18 protein-coding genes are annotated in these 16,410 nt (G+C 71.0%); 8 read left to right on the top strand and 10 right to left on the bottom strand.

What is annotated here, in order from left to right; genetic code table 11:
• Positions 1-46: 46 nt before the first annotated feature.
• Complete coding sequence (locus ACH4SI_RS21655) at positions 47-1,003, bottom strand: hypothetical protein (RefSeq protein ID WP_398297935.1); 957 nt, start codon at positions 1,001-1,003, stop codon at positions 47-49.
• A gap of 79 nt (positions 1,004-1,082) precedes the next feature.
• Between ACH4SI_RS21655 and ACH4SI_RS21650 the strand changes: the two genes are divergently transcribed.
• The 4 genes from ACH4SI_RS21650 to recX all read left to right on the top strand — a co-directional run bounded on the left by ACH4SI_RS21650 (position 1,083) and on the right by recX (position 4,456).
• Positions 1,083-1,277 (top strand): DUF3046 domain-containing protein, encoded by a 195-nt coding sequence (locus ACH4SI_RS21650; protein WP_398297933.1) that lies wholly within the window; start codon positions 1,083-1,085, stop codon positions 1,275-1,277.
• Between the two features lie 90 nt (positions 1,278-1,367).
• Entirely contained in the window at positions 1,368-2,573 is a 1,206-nt protein-coding gene (locus tag ACH4SI_RS21645) for an AI-2E family transporter (RefSeq protein WP_398297931.1), read from the top strand.
• A gap of 137 nt (positions 2,574-2,710) precedes the next feature.
• The gene (recA, locus tag ACH4SI_RS21640) at positions 2,711-3,841 is read left to right on the top strand and encodes a recombinase RecA (protein ID WP_398297929.1); all 1,131 of its coding nucleotides are present in this window, start codon (positions 2,711-2,713) and stop codon (positions 3,839-3,841) included.
• A gap of 3 nt (positions 3,842-3,844) precedes the next feature.
• Positions 3,845-4,456 (top strand): recombination regulator RecX, encoded by a 612-nt coding sequence (recX, locus tag ACH4SI_RS21635; RefSeq protein ID WP_398297927.1) that lies wholly within the window; start codon positions 3,845-3,847, stop codon positions 4,454-4,456.
• Positions 4,457-4,486: 30 nt separating this feature from the next.
• On the opposite strand, the gene ACH4SI_RS21630 is transcribed toward recX, so the two are convergent.
• The 8 genes from ACH4SI_RS21630 to ACH4SI_RS21595 form a co-directional block, all read right to left on the bottom strand.
• Positions 4,487-4,867, bottom strand: a complete 381-nt coding sequence (locus ACH4SI_RS21630; RefSeq protein ID WP_398297925.1) for a rhodanese-like domain-containing protein — start codon at positions 4,865-4,867, stop codon at positions 4,487-4,489.
• Positions 4,868-4,886: 19 nt separating this feature from the next.
• Positions 4,887-5,444, bottom strand: coding sequence for a cysteine dioxygenase (locus ACH4SI_RS21625; protein WP_398297923.1), 558 nt, complete (start codon positions 5,442-5,444; stop codon positions 4,887-4,889).
• A gap of 61 nt (positions 5,445-5,505) precedes the next feature.
• Positions 5,506-5,595, bottom strand: a complete 90-nt coding sequence (locus ACH4SI_RS21620; RefSeq protein WP_324618140.1) for a putative leader peptide — start codon at positions 5,593-5,595, stop codon at positions 5,506-5,508.
• Between the two features lie 124 nt (positions 5,596-5,719).
• A complete protein-coding gene (locus ACH4SI_RS21615; protein WP_398297921.1) occupies positions 5,720-7,429 on the bottom strand; it encodes an FAD-dependent monooxygenase in 1,710 nt (569 codons plus the stop codon).
• 159 nt (positions 7,430-7,588) lie between these two features.
• Positions 7,589-8,524, bottom strand: coding sequence for an amino acid ABC transporter permease (locus ACH4SI_RS21610; RefSeq protein WP_398297919.1), 936 nt, complete (start codon positions 8,522-8,524; stop codon positions 7,589-7,591).
• Positions 8,521-9,168: an amino acid ABC transporter permease gene (locus ACH4SI_RS21605; protein ID WP_398297917.1), complete on the bottom strand. Its 648-nt coding sequence runs from the start codon at positions 9,166-9,168 to the stop codon at positions 8,521-8,523. The genes ACH4SI_RS21610 and ACH4SI_RS21605 overlap by 4 nt, the downstream gene beginning before the upstream one ends.
• A gap of 85 nt (positions 9,169-9,253) precedes the next feature.
• Positions 9,254-10,162: a glutamate ABC transporter substrate-binding protein gene (locus tag ACH4SI_RS21600; RefSeq protein WP_398297915.1), complete on the bottom strand. Its 909-nt coding sequence runs from the start codon at positions 10,160-10,162 to the stop codon at positions 9,254-9,256.
• A gap of 101 nt (positions 10,163-10,263) precedes the next feature.
• Positions 10,264-11,040 carry an amino acid ABC transporter ATP-binding protein gene (locus ACH4SI_RS21595; RefSeq protein ID WP_398297913.1) on the bottom strand — a complete coding sequence of 259 codons (777 nt, stop codon included), beginning with the start codon at positions 11,038-11,040 and terminating at the stop codon, positions 10,264-10,266.
• A 295-nt stretch (positions 11,041-11,335) separates the two neighbouring features.
• Here ACH4SI_RS21595 and ACH4SI_RS21590 point away from each other — a divergent pair, with 295 nt between their 5' ends.
• Positions 11,336-12,052 (top strand): response regulator transcription factor, encoded by a 717-nt coding sequence (locus ACH4SI_RS21590; RefSeq protein ID WP_398297910.1) that lies wholly within the window; start codon positions 11,336-11,338, stop codon positions 12,050-12,052.
• Between the two features lie 16 nt (positions 12,053-12,068).
• Positions 12,069-13,484, top strand: a complete 1,416-nt coding sequence (locus ACH4SI_RS21585; RefSeq protein ID WP_398297908.1) for an ATP-binding protein — start codon at positions 12,069-12,071, stop codon at positions 13,482-13,484.
• Between the two features lie 22 nt (positions 13,485-13,506).
• On the opposite strand, the gene ACH4SI_RS21580 is transcribed toward ACH4SI_RS21585, so the two are convergent.
• Entirely contained in the window at positions 13,507-14,496 is a 990-nt protein-coding gene (locus tag ACH4SI_RS21580; RefSeq protein WP_398297906.1) for a TAXI family TRAP transporter solute-binding subunit, read from the bottom strand.
• 78 nt (positions 14,497-14,574) lie between these two features.
• Here ACH4SI_RS21580 and miaB point away from each other — a divergent pair, with 78 nt between their 5' ends.
• Together miaB and ACH4SI_RS21570 are read left to right on the top strand one after the other, a co-directional pair.
• On the top strand, positions 14,575-16,065 hold the full coding sequence (gene miaB / locus ACH4SI_RS21575; protein ID WP_398297904.1) for a tRNA (N6-isopentenyl adenosine(37)-C2)-methylthiotransferase MiaB: 1,491 nt from the start codon (positions 14,575-14,577) through the stop codon (positions 16,063-16,065).
• A gap of 34 nt (positions 16,066-16,099) precedes the next feature.
• Positions 16,100-16,405, top strand: coding sequence for a hypothetical protein (locus ACH4SI_RS21570; protein WP_398297902.1), 306 nt, complete (start codon positions 16,100-16,102; stop codon positions 16,403-16,405).
• Positions 16,406-16,410: the final 5 nt, after the last annotated feature.

The raw sequence follows: 16,410 nt of genomic DNA, 5'->3' as shown, positions 1-16,410 counted from the left end.
GCCCCACTGACAACGGGCCGTCTCCGCAGGTCAGCGGGGAGGTCCCTCAGAGCGCCCGCCCGTAGGCGCGCAGCGTGAGCAGCGCCTCCACGGTCACCACCGCCCGCCACTCCAGCGCCGCCGCCGGGGCCCAGACCCGGCGCCGGGCCGGCCAGCCGCCGTCCTCCCGCTGCGCGTCCGCCAGGAAGTCCAGCGAGCGCTCGACCTCGGCGTCGGTGAACCAGCGGCGGGCCAGCGAGCCCGGCGTGCGGGCGACGTCGTACGCGAAGGTGTGCTCACCGGGGCCGTGGCCGGGCGGCAGAGGGCCGTCCTCGGCGCGCTCGGGGTCCAGCACCACCAGCCGCCGCTCCCGCACCCGGCGGCCCAGCCGCTCGGCCACCTCCTCGGCGCGCGCCCGGTCCGGGGCGCCGTCCAGGAAGGCGACGGCCGCCCCTACCTCGCACGGACGCGCCGGGCCGCCCTCCTCCAGCGCCGTCACCGCCGCCCAGCAGAAGTCCGTGGCCCGGAACAGCCAGGCGTGCCACACCTCGTTGCGGTGCAGCAGCCCCACCACAGGACCGGTGGTCAGCAGATCGCCGCGCGGCTGGTCCGACGGCCGGATCCAGGGGGCGGCCGGGTAGTCGCGCAGTGCCGGGTGGCATCCGGGCAGCGCGCCGTCCCGGGTGGAGATCGCGGTCAGGTAGCGGCACAGCCGCTCCACCCGCTGCCCGCCGCAGCGGCCGATCCCGTCGAGCACCCGCAGGGCGTGCGCGGCGTGCTGCGGCTGGCTCACCGGGCCGCGCAGATCCGGCTCCAGGGCGTGGCCGTAGCCCCCGTCGGCACCCAGGTACGCGGCGAGCGCGGTCTCGACCGGCTCGGCGTCGGCGTCCTGGAAGTGATACGCGAACCGGCGCTGCTCGAGCACGCGTGCGGTCAGCCACACGAACCGCGCGGCGCGCGCGAGCGGCGAGGCGGGCGCGGGCGGCGTGGGCTGGGAGGAGGGGACTGCTGCGGATCGATCCATGGGACAGACCGTAGGGCGGGAAACGCCTGCGGAAGGGGGCTCACGCCCCGGTGCACCCCGGGAGCGCGATACTGGTCGCATGCGGTTGACGGTCTTCTGGCAGCGGATGGCGGATCACTTCGGTGAGGCGTACGCCGACTCCTTCGCGCGCGATCATGTGATGTCCCAACTCGGCGGCCGGACCGTCCACCAGGCGCTCGCCGCGGGATGGGACGCCAAGGACGTCTGGCGCGGGGTGTGTGTCGCGATGGAGATTCCTGCCGAGAAGCGCTGACGAGCGCCGGGCGGGGGCCGGGAGGCCGGTGGGGAGGCGGACTCCCGGGGTGGCCGGATTTTCCGGACGGGTGTACGCCACACTTGCCGGGTGGCCCCGACCGAAGAGACCCTCTCCCCCGACGCCGACGGCGTCCCTGCCTCCGCACAGGCCCCCGAGGACGCGCCGGCGCAGTCCGCGCGCATGCCGCGCTGGCTGCCCCGCGCCATGGTGCTCGCCCTTGCCCTGGTGGCCTGTTACCGGCTTGCCACCTGGGCCTTCGACCAGCTGACCGGACTGCTGCTGAACGTCCTGATCGCGTTCTTCCTGGCGCTCGCGATCGAGCCGGCCGTGGACCGCATGGCCGCGCGCGGCGTCCGGCGGGGCCTGGCCACCGGGCTGGTCTTCCTGGGCATCCTCGTCGTCGCGGCGGGTTTCTTCACCCTGCTCGGCTCGATGCTGGCCGACCAGATCATGACCATGGTCCAGGACTTCCCGAAGTACCTCGATCAGGTGGTCAGCTGGATCAACGAGACGTTCCACACCCGGCTGTCGCGGCTGGAGATCCAGGACAGCATGCTCCACTCCGACTGGTTGCAGAGCTATGTGAAGAACAGCGCCGACAATGTGCTGGACGTCTCCGCACAGGTGCTCGGCGGGTTGTTCCGGCTCCTCACGGTGACGCTGTTCGCCTTCTACTTCGCCGCCGACGGCCCCCGGCTGCGCCGGGCGCTGTGCTCCGTGCTGCCGCCGAACCGGCAGACCGAGGTACTGCGGGCCTGGGAGATCGCGGTCGCCAAGACCGGCGGTTACATCTACTCGCGCGGGCTGATGGCCCTGATCTCCGGGGTCGCGCACTACATCCTGCTGGAGAGCCTGGGCGTGCCCTACGCCCCGGCGCTGGCCGTCTGGGTGGGGCTGATCTCCCAGTTCATCCCGACCATCGGCACCTATCTGGCGGGCGCCCTGCCGATGCTGATCGCCTTCACCGTCAACCCCTGGTACGCGCTCTGGGTGCTGGTCTTCGTCGTGGTCTACCAGCAGTTCGAGAACTACCTGCTGCAGCCGAGGATCACGGCGCGGACCGTGGACATCCACCCCGCCGTCTCCTTCGGATCGGTGATCGCGGGCACCGCGCTGCTGGGTGCGGTGGGGGCACTGATCGCGATTCCGGCGACCGCGACGCTGCAGGCGTTCCTCGGCGCGTACATCAAGCGCTACGACGTGACGGACGATCCGCGGATGCACGGGCGGACGCGGCGGCGCGGGGCCTCCGCGCTGGCGCGCATGCGGCACGCGCTGTCCCGGCGCGATTGACACAAAAATCGAACATCCATTCTCATGGAGGCCCGGCCTGGTTATCCACAGGCCGAGCATGTCCGGGCCGCTTGTCAGTGGCAGGCGCTAGCGTCTTGGACGTGAAGCGATCGACTCAAGCAAACCGGGTGGAACCCATGGCAGGAAACGACCGCGAGAAGGCGCTCGACGCCGCGCTCGCACAGATTGAACGGCAGTTCGGCAAAGGCGCCGTGATGCGTATGGGCGACCGGCCGAACGACCCGATCGAGGTGATTCCCACCGGGTCGACCGCTCTCGACGTCGCCCTCGGCGTGGGTGGCATTCCGCGTGGCCGCGTGGTGGAGGTCTACGGCCCCGAGTCCTCCGGTAAGACGACCCTGACCCTGCACGCGGTGGCCAATGCCCAGCGGGCGGGCGGCGCCGTGGCCTTCGTGGACGCGGAGCACGCGCTCGACCCCGACTACGCGCAGAAGCTGGGCGTGGACACGGACTCGCTGATCCTTTCCCAGCCGGACAACGGCGAGCAGGCGCTCGAGATCACCGACATGCTGGTCCGCTCCGGCGCCCTCGACCTCATCGTCATCGACTCCGTCGCCGCGCTGGTGCCGCGCGCGGAGATCGAGGGTGAGATGGGCGACTCCCATGTCGGCCTCCAGGCCCGGCTGATGAGCCAGGCGCTCCGCAAGATCACCAGCGCGCTGAACCAGTCCAAGACCACCGCGATCTTCATCAACCAGCTGCGCGAGAAGATCGGCGTCATGTTCGGCTCCCCGGAGACGACGACCGGTGGCCGGGCGCTGAAGTTCTACGCGTCGGTCCGCATCGACATCCGTCGTATCGAGACCCTCAAGGACGGTACGGACGCGGTCGGCAACCGCACCCGTTGCAAGGTCGTCAAGAACAAGGTCGCGCCGCCCTTCAAGCAGGCCGAGTTCGACATCCTCTACGGCCAGGGCATCAGCCGTGAAGGTGGTCTGATCGACATGGGCGTCGAGCACGGCTTCGTCCGCAAGTCCGGTGCCTGGTACACCTACGAGGGCGACCAGCTCGGTCAGGGCAAGGAGAACGCCCGCAACTTCCTGAAGGACAACCCCGATCTCGCCAATGAGATCGAGAAGAAGATCAAGGAGAAGCTCGGCATCGGCGTGAAGCCCGCGGAGCCTGCCGCCGAGCCCGGCCCGGACGCGGCGGGTGCCGTGCCCGCCGCCGCGCCGGCAAAGCCCGCAGCGGCCCCGGCGGCCAAGTCCGGGGCGAAGGCGGCCAAGACCGCCACGGCGAAGAGCTGATCCATGACACGGCGGACCGACTGGCCGGACGGCTCGGGCCGTCCGGAGCCCCCGGACCGTCCGGATCGCGGCGCCCCCTCCTCGTCGAGGGCCGAGCAGGGGACGCCGCTCGGCCCGGAGGAGCAGGCGCGGGCGATCTGCCTGCGCCTGCTCACCGGGACCGCGCGCACCCGTAAGCAGCTCGCGGACGCCCTGCGCACCCGCGGCATCCCCGACGAGGCGGCGCAGGAGGTGCTGTCCCGTTTCGAGGACGTCGGGCTGATCGACGACGCCAAGTTCGCGGACGCCTGGGTGGAGTCCCGGCACCACAGCCGGGGCCTCGCCCGCCGCGCGCTCGCCCGCGAGCTGCGCACCAAGGGCGTCGACTCCGCGCTGATCGCCGATGCCGTGGGGCAGCTCGACACCGACCAGGAGGAGCAGACCGCCCGCGAGCTGGTCGAGCGCAAGCTGCGCACCACTCGCGGCCTCGACCGGGAGAAGCGGCTGCGCCGCCTCGCCGGAATGCTCGCCCGCAAGGGGTATCCCGAGGGACTGGCACTCCGGGTGGTGCGGCGCGCGCTGGAGGAGGAGGGCGAGGACCCGGAGCTGTTGGAGCACCATCTGCCCGACGTCTGACCCTCCGGCCCACGGGGCCGGGCCGGGAGGTCAGTGCACCGGGAGACCGGCCGCTCGCCATGCCTGGAAGCCGCCGGCCAGATCGGTCGCCCGCGCCAGGCCCAGCTGCCGCAGCGAGACCGCCGCGAAGCTCGACGCGTAGCCCTCGTTGCAGACCACCACCACGCGCAGATCGTGGTGCGTGGCCTCGGGCAGCCGGTGGTCGCACTGCGGGTCGAGCCGCCACTCCAGCTCGTTCCGCTCGACGATCAGCGCGCCCGGGATGGTGCCGTCGCGCTCCCGCAGCGCCGCGTACCGGATGTCCACCAGCAGCCCGCCCGCGGACTGCACGGCGGCGGCTTCCTCGGGGCCGAGCCGGTCCAGCCCCTGGCGTGCTTCGGCCAGCAGCTCGTCCACGCTCCGCTTCGTCACGTGTGCCGCGCCCAACCCGTTACTCCCATTCCTGCGGCCGCTCGACCTGCTCCAGCCGCAGCACCTGGCCGGTGCGGCTGTAGCGGCGCATCAGCGGCAGCGGCGGGTAGTAGGCGTGCACCGACACCGCGTGCCGCTCCGGCGACGGGTTGATGACCTCATGGACATGGTGCGCACCGAAGGCCCGGCCGAGCCCGGCGGACAGCCGCCGTTCGCGGTCCACGCCCTCGGCCAGTTCGAGGGTCTTCCAGCCCTCGGTGGGCAGGCGGACGGCCAGCGACTGTTCGTTCAGCTCACCGGCCGCCGTCACGAACGCCCCGTGCGAACCGCCGTGGTCGTGCCAGCCGGTGCCGGTGCCGGGCGGCCAGGCGATCAGCCACGCCTCGCTGCCGCCCGGGCCGTCCAGCCGCAGCCAGGTGCGGCCCTCCGGATCGAGCGGAAGCGAGGCGATGAGTTCGGCGTCGGCGGCGGTGCGACGGACGAAGTCCAGCAGATCGGCCGCGCTGGGCGGCGCGGCGGGACCGGCCGAGGGGCGCTCAGAGGGGCGCTCAGGGGAGAGAAGAGATGCGTCAGACACGGGAACCGTCCTGGGTGATCGCGAAAGAGGCGCGGCCGGGCCGCGCGGAAGGAAAAGCGGATCAACAGGACGGACGACACACGCAGCCCGCATAGCGGAGGAGGTCCAGATGGACCCTCCGCCAGAAGCGAGGCAGGCCGGTGTCAGTCACGCTCCGCAGTGAAGCATGATCTGGAAGGGAAGGTCAATCGTGCCGACGCGGGCCCGGAGCACTCACACCACGGCGCACGACGTCAGCGGCATGGAGCGCGCGAGGGCACGTGACACACTCCTCACTACCGGCGTGCCGTGGCCTCTGTGTCCCGCCGGCCTCGCTGCTCCGCGTCCGCGCCCCGGGCGGCGTCCCCGCCCCGCGCCGCGTCGGCGCACGCGTACAGCTCGGCCGGGCGCACCCCGGACAGCGCCGCGGCGAGATGACCGTCCGGACGCACCAGCAGCACGGTGTGGGCCGGAGCCCCCGGGTACTCCTCGGCGACCAGCAGTTCCGTGCGCATCGGCAGGGCCGAGACGGCCGCCGCCAGCCGGGGCATCAGCCCGGCACGCATCCAGTGGCGGCGGTCCCACACCCCGGTGCCCGGGGCGACCAGCACCACCAGCAGTTCCCGGCCCAGCCGCTCCCACAGCCGCACCACCGCACCGTCCGGCGCGGTCACGCGGACGTCGGCCACCGGAGCCCCGGTCGGCGTGCCCACCGTGACGGAGCCCTCCGGGGGCGCCGCGGGAGCCAGCGGGGAGCGGTGGTAGACGGGGGGCGCGCCCAGCGGACCATGGCCGAGGTGACCGTCGGTGAGCAGCGCGTCATGGCCGCGCGTGCCGCCGGGCAGCACCGTGCGCCGCACCGCGCGCCACCCCCCGGCCGCCCGGACCAGCGGCAGCGACTGGTCGGCGGTGCGCAGCCGCGCGGCGACGGCCGTCCGCCGCTCCGCCTGATAGCTGTCGAGCAGGGCGTCCGAGGCGTCGTGATGCCAGGCGAGGGAGAGCTTCCAGGCCAGATTGCCGACGTCCCGCAGCCCTTCTTCGAGTCCCTGGGTGCCCAGGGCGCCGTGCAGATGGGCGGCGTCCCCGGCGAGGAAGGCGCGGCCCACGCGCCAGCGCCGTGCGAGCCGGTGGTGCACGGTGTGCACGCCGGTGTCCAGAAGCTCGTAGGGGATCGCGGTCTCCTCGCACCACCCCGCCAGGGTGTCGCGCACCCGGACCATCAGCGCGTCCGGGGTGACGAGGTCGCGACCCGGCGGGAGCAGCCAGTCGATCCGCCAGACGCCGTGCGGCAGCGGACGGGCGGTCACCTCCGCGTCGATGCTGCGCCACGGCGGTGAGCGGTGCAGTACGGCCTCGCCGGGCCAGGGGAGGTCGGCGCGCAGGGCGGCGACGGCGTGCCGTTCCACCGCCGTACGGCCGGGGAAACGCACCCCCAACTGCTTGCGGACGGTGGACCGGGGGCCGTCGCAGCCGACCAGATGGCTGCCCCGCCACCAGGTGGCCTGGGCGCCCCGGGTCCGTACGCTCACCCCGCGCGCGTCCTGCTCCACGGTCTCGACCCGGGTGCCGGGGACGATCCGTACGAGGTCCTGGTCACCGATGGCGGCCAGCGCGGCCCGCAGTGCCCGGGTCAGCTCGTGCTGGGGCAGATGCAGCGGCGAGGCCGTCGGCGCCTCTTGCGCGCCGTCCTGCCCGTCCCCGTCTTCGACAGCTGCCGGGGGAGGGGCGCCGAAGAGCGGGCCGGGCTCCAGGGGCACGTGCCGTACAAGCTGGCGGCGGCGCAGCGTGCGCCACCCCGTCCACGGCCGCGCCCCGGCCGTGGCCCGGCAGCCGAGCCGCTCCAGCAGGGTGGCGGTGTCCGGGCGCAGCACGACGGTGCGGGCCAGCCGCGGTTCGTCGCCCCCGGTGGTCTCGTCGAACAGCACGACGGGGACGTCCAGACGGGCGAGTGCGAGGGCCAGGGTGAGCCCGACCGGGCCCGCCCCGGCGACGATCACCGGGTCCACGGCGCGGTTCCCATGGCCCTGTGGGGCGTACGCGATGTACGGAAACTGGCAGTTGAAACCCGGTGAGCGATCACAGACAGCATGCAACCGACTGCGAGTGCCCGCGTCAAGCGGCGACGGGCGGTGGCGCGCGCCACCGCCCGTCAGGACCCGCTTGCCTCAGCCGGTCTTGCCGGCCGGCTGCTCCGGCGCGGGCTGATCCGCGGTGTCGAGCGCGTCGCCGGCCGCGAGCGGCTGGGCGGCGTCCGCGACCGGGATGCCGGTCTTGGCGCGCCGGCCGCGTCGCTCGATCCAGCTTGCCAGCGCGGAGAGGGCCAGGCACAGCGCGATGTAGATGGTGCCCCCGACGATGATCACCGACACGTAGGGGTTGTCGTCGTTGACGATGGTGTTGTTCGCGATCTGCTGGAGCTGGTACAGCAGCTCCTGGTAGGTGATGACGTAGCCGAGCGAGGTGTCCTTCAGGGTCACCACGAGCTGGCTGATGATGGTGGGCAGCATCGCCCGGACGGCCTGCGGGATCAGGACCGTCGTCATGACCTGGGTCTTGCTCATGCCGAGGGCGTAGGCGGCCTCGCGCTGTCCGCGGGGCACCGCGTTGATGCCCGCCCGCAGCACCTCGGCCTGCACCGATCCGTTGTAGACGGTCAGTCCGACGACCAGGGCCCAGAAGCCGGTGTCGTCACCGCTGAGGCCCAGGTCGGAGCGGTAGGTGAGGAGGAGCACCCACAGCACGTAGATGGTGATCAGCAGCGGGATGGCCCGGAACAGCTCGATGAAACCGGTCGCGAGCCAGCGGACGGGCTGGTGGTCCGAGAGCCGTGCGATCGCGAGCACGACGCCCAGGGCCAGCGAGAGCACCGCCGCCACGGCGAACACTTGGAGGGTGGTGAGCACACCGTCCCGGATGCTGGTCCGCACGCCCGCGTAGTTGAAGATGTCCCACATCTCCGGCGCGAACTGGCCCTTCTCGTTCAGCCGCAGAACGGCGAAGAGGATCAGGCCGAGGACGGCGAGGGTGCCGAGGACCGAGTAGACGCGGTTACGGATGCGGGCCTTGGGGCCGGGCGCGTCGTACAGGACGCTCGCGCTCATCGGGCCACCTCCAGACGGCTCTCCAGCAGTCGGAAGGCACCGCTGATGGCGAAGGTGATGACGAGGTAGCACAGGGCGACCCACAGGAAGATCCACCCGATCGCGAAGCCCTTGTCGCTGAGCAGCTTCGAGACGTTGAAAAGTTCGGTGTTGCTGAAGGCGCCCGCGATGGCCGAGTTCTTCGTCAGAGCGATGAAGATGCTGCTCATCGGAGGGATCACGGTCCGGGTGGCCTGCGGAAGGACTATCATCCGCAGCGTCTGGGCGAAGGTCATGCCCAGGCTACGGGCGGCCTCCGCCTGGCCGAGCGGCACGGTGTTGATACCGGACCGCACGGCCTCGCAGACGAAGGACGACGTGTAGCAGCCCAGCGCCAGCATCGCGAGAACGAACGGACTCGTTCCCGGGAAGAAGATCTGCGGGACCACGAAGAAGGCGATCAGGAACAGCAGGGTCAGCGGGGTGTTGCGCAACAGGGTGACCCACGCCGTGCCGAAGGCGCGCAGCGGCGGAATGGGGGACACCCGGAAGCCGGCCATGATGATGCCCAGGACGAGGGCGAGCGCCGCACTGGCCGCCGTGAGGCCGAGGGTTCCGAGGAACCCCTCACGGAACTGGGGCAAATGATCGAGGAGTACGTTCATCGATTCTCCGCGGTAGCGGTCGGGTCAGCGGCGTGCGGAGCGCACCGGCTTCACGGGTGAACGGGGGACCGGAGACCGGACCTGCTCAGTAACGGGGCAGCGGGGTCTTCGGCGCGACGTAGGAGGAGCCGGACTTGCCGAGCGTGCCTTCGTACGCCTTCTTGTAGTCACCGTTCTTGATGTGCTTCTCGAGCGAGTCGGTGATCGCGTCGCGCAGCACCTTGTCGTTCTTGTTCATCCCGACGCCGTACGGCTCCTCGGTGAACGGCTTGCCGACCAGCTTGAGCTTCGAGGGCCGCTGGGCCGCGTAGCCCTTGAGAATCGCGTCGTCGGTGGTGACCGCGTCGACCTGGCCGTCGAGGAGTTGCTTGACGCAGAGCGAGTACTTGCCCAGCTCGGTGGTCTTGGCCCCGTACTTCGGCTTCTTGATCTCCTGGAGCGGAGTGGACCCGACGATCGAGCAGATCTTCTTGCCCTTGACGCTGTCCGGACCGGTGATGCCCTTCTCGTCCTTGCGGACCAGCAGATCGGCACCGGCCTGGTAGTACGGGCCCGCGAAGCCGACCTGCTTCTTGCGCTCGTCGTTGATCGTGTAGGTGCCGACGTAGTAGTCGACCTGGCCCTTGGAGATGGAGGTCTCGCGGACGTTGGAGTCGACCGTCTTGAAGGTGATCTTGTCCGCGGAGAAGCCGAGGTCGGCGGCGACCATCTTGGCGATCTCGATGTCGAAGCCGGAGCGCTTGCCCTCGGTGTCCACGAAGCCCAGGAAGGGCTGGTCGGCCTTGGCGCCGATGACGATCTTGCCGCGCTTCTGCGCCGCCTTCAGGGTCGGAGAGTCCAGCTTCACGTCCTTGGCGACCGTGTACGAGCCGTTGTAGACCTCGCCACCCTTCGGCTTGTCGCCGGCGGTGCCCTTCTCGCCGCCACAGGCGGTCGCGGTCGCCGCCAGAGCGAGTGCCACCGTTGCGGCCGCTGCCGTGTTACGCATCCTCATGGTGCTGCCCCATCCTTGGTTCCGTACGTCTTCGCGGACTCGACGTCATCGCAAAACTTGGTGCGCGCGTCCTGGACTCAGTGGCCCAGTGGCTCAATGGCTCAGTGGTGGAGGATCTTCGAGAGGAAGTCCTTGGCCCGGTCGCTGCGCGGATTGTTGAAGAACTGGTCCGGCTCGGCCTCTTCGACGATCCGGCCGTCCGCCATGAAGACCACGCGGTTCGCGGCGGAGCGCGCGAAGCCCATCTCGTGGGTGACGACGACCATCGTCATGCCGTCCCGGGCGAGCTGCTGCATGACCTCCAGCACCTCGTTGATCATCTCCGGGTCGAGCGCGGAGGTCGGCTCGTCGAAGAGCATCACCTTCGGGTCCATGGCCAGCGCCCGGGCGATCGCCACCCGCTGCTGCTGACCGCCGGAGAGCTGCGCGGGGTACTTGTCCGCCTGGGCGCCGACGCCCACCCGGTCGAGCAGCTTGCGGGCCTTGTCCTCGGCGGCCTTCTTGTCCGCCTTACGGACCTTGACCTGGCCCAGCACCACGTTTTCGAGCACCGTCTTGTGCGCGAAGAGGTTGAAGGACTGGAAGACCATTCCGACGTCCGCCCGCAGGCGGGCCAGCTCCCTGCCCTCCTGGGGCAGCGGCTTGCCGTCGATCGTGATGGACCCGGCGTCGATCGTCTCCAGCCGGTTGATGGTGCGGCACAGCGTGGACTTGCCGGACCCCGACGGCCCGATGACGACGACCACTTCGCCGCGGGATATGGTCAGGTCGATGTCCTGGAGGACATGCAGCGCGCCGAAGTGCTTGTTGACTCCGGACAGCGCGACCAACGCGTTCGCCACCGGCGAGGCGTCCTTGGTCACCGATACTTCGCTCATTCGGCTTTCCGCTCCCGTCCTCCTTGGTTGGGAGGACATTAATGAGCAGCCACAATCAGCGTCATTACATCTGAGCGGAAATTGAGGATAACGATCTGGCTTCGGTGTGGCACTCTGCGTAAACACCTGTAAGGGTGTTGTACCGGCTGCATAACGGAAACCCTCTTGTGACCGTATGCGTCTTGACGCGCGCGTGTGTATCGGAGTGGATTCCCTGGGGCCGTGTCTTCGGTCACGTTCGGACGGTGCATACCTGGGGCGCGCACCCATGAGAGGGAAGGTGGAGGAGGGGCCGTTGAGGCTGCTGCTCGTCGAGGATGACAACCATGTGGCCGCGGCCCTGACCGCGGTGCTGTCCCGGCACGGCTTCGACATCACCCACGCCCGCGGCGGCGAGGAAGCACTGCGGGCGCTGCTGCCCGGCGCGGGCGCGCCCTTCGGCGTCGTACTCCTCGACCTCGGACTGCCGGACCAGGACGGCTTCGAGGTGTGCGGCCGGATCCGCAAGCTCACCACGACGCCCGTGATCATGGTGACCGCGCGTTCCGACGTGCGGTCCCGCATACACGGGCTCAACCTCGGCGCCGACGACTACGTGGTCAAGCCGTACGACACCATGGAGCTGCTCGCCCGCATCCACGCCGTCAGCAGGCGCACCCTTCCCTCCGACTCCGGTACCGGGGCCGCTGCCGAGGAGAGCGCAGAGGGCCCGCAGCCGCCGCTGCGGCTCGGTCCGGTCACCATCGAGCTGCCCACCCGCCAGGTCTCGGTCGACGGCACGACGGTCTCGCTCACCCGCAAGGAGTTCGACCTGCTCGCGCTGCTCGCCCAGCGCCCCGGCGTGGTCTTCCGCCGTGAGCAGATCATCAGCGAGGTGTGGCGCACCAGTTGGGAGGGGACCGGGCGCACCCTGGAGGTCCACATCGCCTCCCTCCGCTCCAAGCTGCACATGCCCGCCCTGATCGAGACGGTCCGCGGCGTGGGCTACCGTCTCGTCGCCCCGGCCGGCTGAGCGGCCGGGGCTCCGCGTGCGCACTCGCCTCCTCCCGCTGCTGATCGTCCTCATGGCGGGCGTACTGCTCGCGCTCGGCTTCCCGCTCGCCGGGAGCCTGGCCGCCCGTGAGCAGCAGCGCGTCGTCGTCGACCGGATCGACGACACCGCCCGCTTCGCCGCGCTCGCCCAGTTCGTCACCGCCGGGCCGATGGCCGCTGCGGCCGCGGAGGGCGAGGACGGCAACGAACGGCTCAATACGCTGAGTTCGGAGCTCAAGCGCTACCACGACCTGTACGGCATCCGAGCCGGGGTGTTCTTCCGGGACGGCCTGAAGATGGCCAAGGCGCCCGCCGACTGGCGGCTGCCCCGGGAGGGGAACGGCGGCGAGGCATTCGAGGAGGCCCTGGCCGGGCGCCGCAGCCACGATCCGCCGCAGGTGTGGCCCTGGCAGCGGGGCAGGCTCACCGTCGCGTCCCCGGTCGTACGGGACGGGGACGTGGTGGCCGTCGTCGTGACCGACTCGCCCACCGGCCGGATGCGCTCGCGCATCCTGCACGGCTGGCTGGTCATCGCCGGTGGAGAGTGCGCCGCGATGCTGCTCGCGGTGGGTGCCGCGATCCGCCTCACCGGCTGGGTGCTGCGCCCCGTACGCATCCTGGACACCGCCACGCACGACATCGCGACCGGGCGCATGCAGTCGCGGGTCGCGGCCGCCTCGGGCCCGCCGGAGCTGCGCCGGCTGGCCCGCTCGTTCAACGAGATGGCCGACAACGTCGAGGAAGTCCTGGAACAGCAGCGGGCCTTCGTCGCCGACGCCTCCCACCAGCTGCGCAACCCGCTCTCCGCGCTGCTGCTGCGCATCGAGCTGCTGGGTCTCGAACTGCCCGACGGCCATGAGGAGATCGCCTCGGTGCGCACCGAGGGCAAACGCCTGGCCCGCGTCCTGGACGACCTCCTCGACCTCGCCCTGGCCGAGCACACCGCGGCCGACCTGCGGCTCACCGACATCGCCGAACTGGCCGCCGACCGGGTGGACGCCTGGCTTCCGGTCGCCGCCCGCGAGGAGGTCGGCCTCGCCTACACGGGCCCTTCGGCCGTCACCGGCTGGGCCGATCCGGTCGCCCTGTCCAGCGCGCTGGACGCGGTGGTCGACAACGCGCTGAAGTTCACGCCCCAGGGGTCGCACGTCGAGGTCTCGGCGCGGGCCGAAGGCGAGACCATCGCCCTGACCGTCGCCGACGGCGGCCCCGGCCTCACCGAGGACGAGCTGGCCCGGATCGGCGACCGCTTCTGGCGCAGCACCCGGCACCAGAACGTCTCGGGTTCCGGACTGGGCCTGTCCATTTCCCGGGCGCTGCTCACGGCGGGCAGCGCCACCATCACCTACGCGCCCAACGAGCCCCGCGGACTGCGCGTCACCATCACCGTGCCGCGCGACAAGCCGCAGTGAGACGCCCGCGCCCGCGCCGGCCTCATGGCTTCTCGGAGCGGTAATAGCGCGCGGCGCCCTGGTGCAGCGGCAGCGGATCGGTGAAAACGGCCGTCCGTAGGTCCACCTTCTGTGCGGCGTGCACCTTCGCCCCGATGCGGTCCCGGTTCTCTATCACCGTGCGGGTGACGCCCTTCGCCAGCTCCGGGTCCACCCGGTCCGTTGTGACCAGGAGATTCGGTACCGCGATCGTCTTGACGTCATCCGGCTGACGTATCTCCTGGTACGCGTCGGCGGGCACGGTCGCCGCCCGGTAGTAGCGCGTCACCCCACCCTGCCGGTGCAGCGGGCCGGTGAGGTCGCCGAGCTGGACGAGCCGGATCTGATACATGCGGGCCAGGGTGCGCACCGCGGTCGTCGGCAGTCCGCCCGACCAGAAGAAGGCGTCCAGCTTCCCCTTCCGCAGCAGCTCGGGCATCTCGTCGATACCGGAGCGCACGGCCGTGAAGTCCTTGTCGAAGTGGAGCCCGGCCGCCTTGATCAGCGCTCGCGTGATCAGCTGTACGCCCGAGCCGTTGTCCCCGACGCCGACCCGCAACCCCCGCAGATCCCGCGCCGAGCGCACCTTCGAGCTCCGCGGCACGATCAGCTGCATGTAGTCGTCGTACAGCCGCGCGCAGGCCCGCAGCCGCTTGGCGTCCCTGCCGTGGTAGGCGGCGACGGCGTCGGTGGCGGCGATGGCGAAGGTGGCCCGGCCCCGGGCCAGCCGCTCCACGTTGTCGGGCGACCCCCGGGTCTCGACGAGCCTGACGTCCACATCGGGCAGGTCCCGGGACAGGTCCCGCTTCAGCATCTCGCCGTAGGTCTGGTAGACGCCGGTGGACACCCCCGTCGCGAAGGTCACCTTCCCCCGGGGCTGCTCCTCGCCGCCGACCGGCAGGAGCCACCACAGCAGCAGCGCGAGCACGACCACGCCCGCCGCGGCGGACTGCAGGGCGCGGCGCCGGTCCGGGCGCGGAAGACTGACGGCCATGGGCAGGATCCTGCCAGGCCCCGCCCCGGGAAGGGAGGGGCGGGGGAGCGGGACGAACACGTACCCTGGTCGATTGAGATGAGTGCGAAGACTTACGAGGTGCGCACCTACGGGTGCCAGATGAACGTCCACGACTCCGAGCGCCTGTCCGGCCTGCTGGAAGGCGCCGGGTATGTCCGTGCGCCCGAAGGCACCGGTGAGGGCGAGGCCGACATCGTCGTCTTCAACACCTGCGCGGTGCGGGAGAACGCCGACAACCGGCTCTACGGCAATCTCGGCAGGCTCGCACCGATCAAGGCGCGGCGGCCGGGCATGCAGATCGCCGTGGGCGGATGCCTGGCCCAGAAGGACCGCGACACCATTGTCAAGAAGGCCCCCTGGGTCGACGTCGTCTTCGGTACCCACAACATCGGCAGCCTGCCGGTGCTGCTGGAGCGCGCCCGGGTCCAGGAGGAGGCCCAGGTCGAGATCGCCGAGTCCCTCGAAGCCTTCCCCTCCACCCTTCCGACCCGGCGCGAGTCCGCGTACGCCGCGTGGGTCTCCATCTCCGTCGGCTGCAACAACACCTGCACGTTCTGCATCGTCCCGGCGCTGCGCGGCAAGGAGAAGGACCGCCGCCCGGGCGACATCCTCGCCGAGGTGGAGGCGCTGGTCGCCGAGGGGGTCACCGAGATCACCCTGCTCGGCCAGAACGTGAACGCGTACGGCTCCGACATCGGCGACCGCGAGGCGTTCAGCAAGCTGCTGCGCGCCTGTGGAAACGTGGAGGGACTGGAGCGGGTCCGGTTCACCTCGCCGCATCCGCGCGACTTCACGGACGACGTCATCTCCGCCATGGCGGAGACGGAGAACGTGATGCCGCAGCTGCACATGCCGCTGCAGTCCGGCTCGGACACCGTGCTCAAGGCGATGCGCCGCTCGTACCGGCAGGAGCGCTACCTCGGCATCATCGAGAAGGTGCGTGCCGCGATGCCGGACGCCGCCATCTCGACCGACATCATCGTCGGCTTCCCCGGCGAGACGGACGAGGACTTCGAGCAGACGCTGCACGTGGTGCGCGAGGCACGGTTCGCCCAGGCGTTCACCTTCCAGTACTCCAAGCGGCCCGGGACGCCCGCCGCCGAGATGGACGGGCAGCTGCCGAAGGCGGTCGTCCAGGAGCGGTACGAGCGGCTGGTCGCCCTCCAGGAGGAGATCTCCTGGGAGGAGAACAAGAAGCAGGTGGGCCGGACGCTGGAGGTGCTCGTCGCCGAGGGCGAGGGCCGCAAGGACGACGCCACCCGGCGGCTGTCCGGCCGCGCCCCCGACAACCGCCTGGTGCACTTCGCCCGGCCCGAGGAGCCGGTGCGCCCCGGCGACGTCGTCACCGTCGACATCACCTACGCCGCGCCCCACCACCTGCTGGCCGAGGGCCCGTCCCGGGGCGTCCGGCGCACGCGCGCGGGCGACGCCTGGGAGCGGCGGAACGCGGCCGAGGAGAAGAAGCCGGCGGGCGTGATGCTCGGACTGCCCACGATCGGCGCCCCGGCCCCTGTCCCGGCGCCCGCGACGGGCTGCGGCTGCGACTGACCAGCTCGCCTGCACACAACCGACGGGGGACGGCATGACGATGTGGTGGGGCCTGCTGGTCGAGGACTACCTCCAGATCATGGGCCCGGGGGCCCGCAACCACTCGATCACGGCGCTGGGGCATGTTCGGGGGAGCCGCGAGGAGGCGCTGGAGGCCCTGCGCGAGCGCGCGCTGCGGTACGAGCCCCGGCACCCGGTGAACCCCTACCGGAAGCTGGTGTACCGGGACGGGGACATCTTCCTGATGGTCCTGGAGGCCGCGACCGGCAACTACTGCTACCGGTTCAGGGTGGCCGAGCTGCTGTGGGACTCGGCACCCCGCCCCGAGCCCGCCGGATAGGCTGG

This window comes from Streptomyces sp. NPDC021212 (genome assembly GCF_044332925.1).
Lineage (GTDB): Bacteria > Actinomycetota > Actinomycetes > Streptomycetales > Streptomycetaceae > Streptomyces.
The sequence above is the reverse complement of the archived record's forward strand: the minus strand, read 5'-3'. Positions and strand labels throughout refer to the sequence as shown.

What these genes read in the sequence shown, in the direction of transcription:
- ACH4SI_RS21655 (WP_398297935.1), bottom strand. Translation starts at nt 1,003, where the DNA reads ATGGATCGATCCGCAGCAGTCCCCTCCTCCCAGCCCACGCCGCCCGCG.
- ACH4SI_RS21650 (WP_398297933.1), top strand. Translation starts at nt 1,083, where the DNA reads ATGCGGTTGACGGTCTTCTGGCAGCGGATGGCGGATCACTTCGGTGAG.
- recA (WP_398297929.1), top strand. Translation starts at nt 2,711, where the DNA reads ATGGCAGGAAACGACCGCGAGAAGGCGCTCGACGCCGCGCTCGCACAG.
- recX (WP_398297927.1), top strand. Translation starts at nt 3,845, where the DNA reads ATGACACGGCGGACCGACTGGCCGGACGGCTCGGGCCGTCCGGAGCCC.
- ACH4SI_RS21610 (WP_398297919.1), bottom strand. Translation starts at nt 8,524, where the DNA reads ATGAGCGCGAGCGTCCTGTACGACGCGCCCGGCCCCAAGGCCCGCATC.
- ACH4SI_RS21605 (WP_398297917.1), bottom strand. Translation starts at nt 9,168, where the DNA reads ATGAACGTACTCCTCGATCATTTGCCCCAGTTCCGTGAGGGGTTCCTC.
- ACH4SI_RS21600 (WP_398297915.1), bottom strand. Translation starts at nt 10,162, where the DNA reads ATGAGGATGCGTAACACGGCAGCGGCCGCAACGGTGGCACTCGCTCTG.
- ACH4SI_RS21595 (WP_398297913.1), bottom strand. Translation starts at nt 11,040, where the DNA reads ATGAGCGAAGTATCGGTGACCAAGGACGCCTCGCCGGTGGCGAACGCG.
- ACH4SI_RS21580 (WP_398297906.1), bottom strand. Translation starts at nt 14,496, where the DNA reads ATGGCCGTCAGTCTTCCGCGCCCGGACCGGCGCCGCGCCCTGCAGTCC.
- miaB (WP_398297904.1), top strand. Translation starts at nt 14,575, where the DNA reads ATGAGTGCGAAGACTTACGAGGTGCGCACCTACGGGTGCCAGATGAAC.
- ACH4SI_RS21570 (WP_398297902.1), top strand. Translation starts at nt 16,100, where the DNA reads ATGACGATGTGGTGGGGCCTGCTGGTCGAGGACTACCTCCAGATCATG.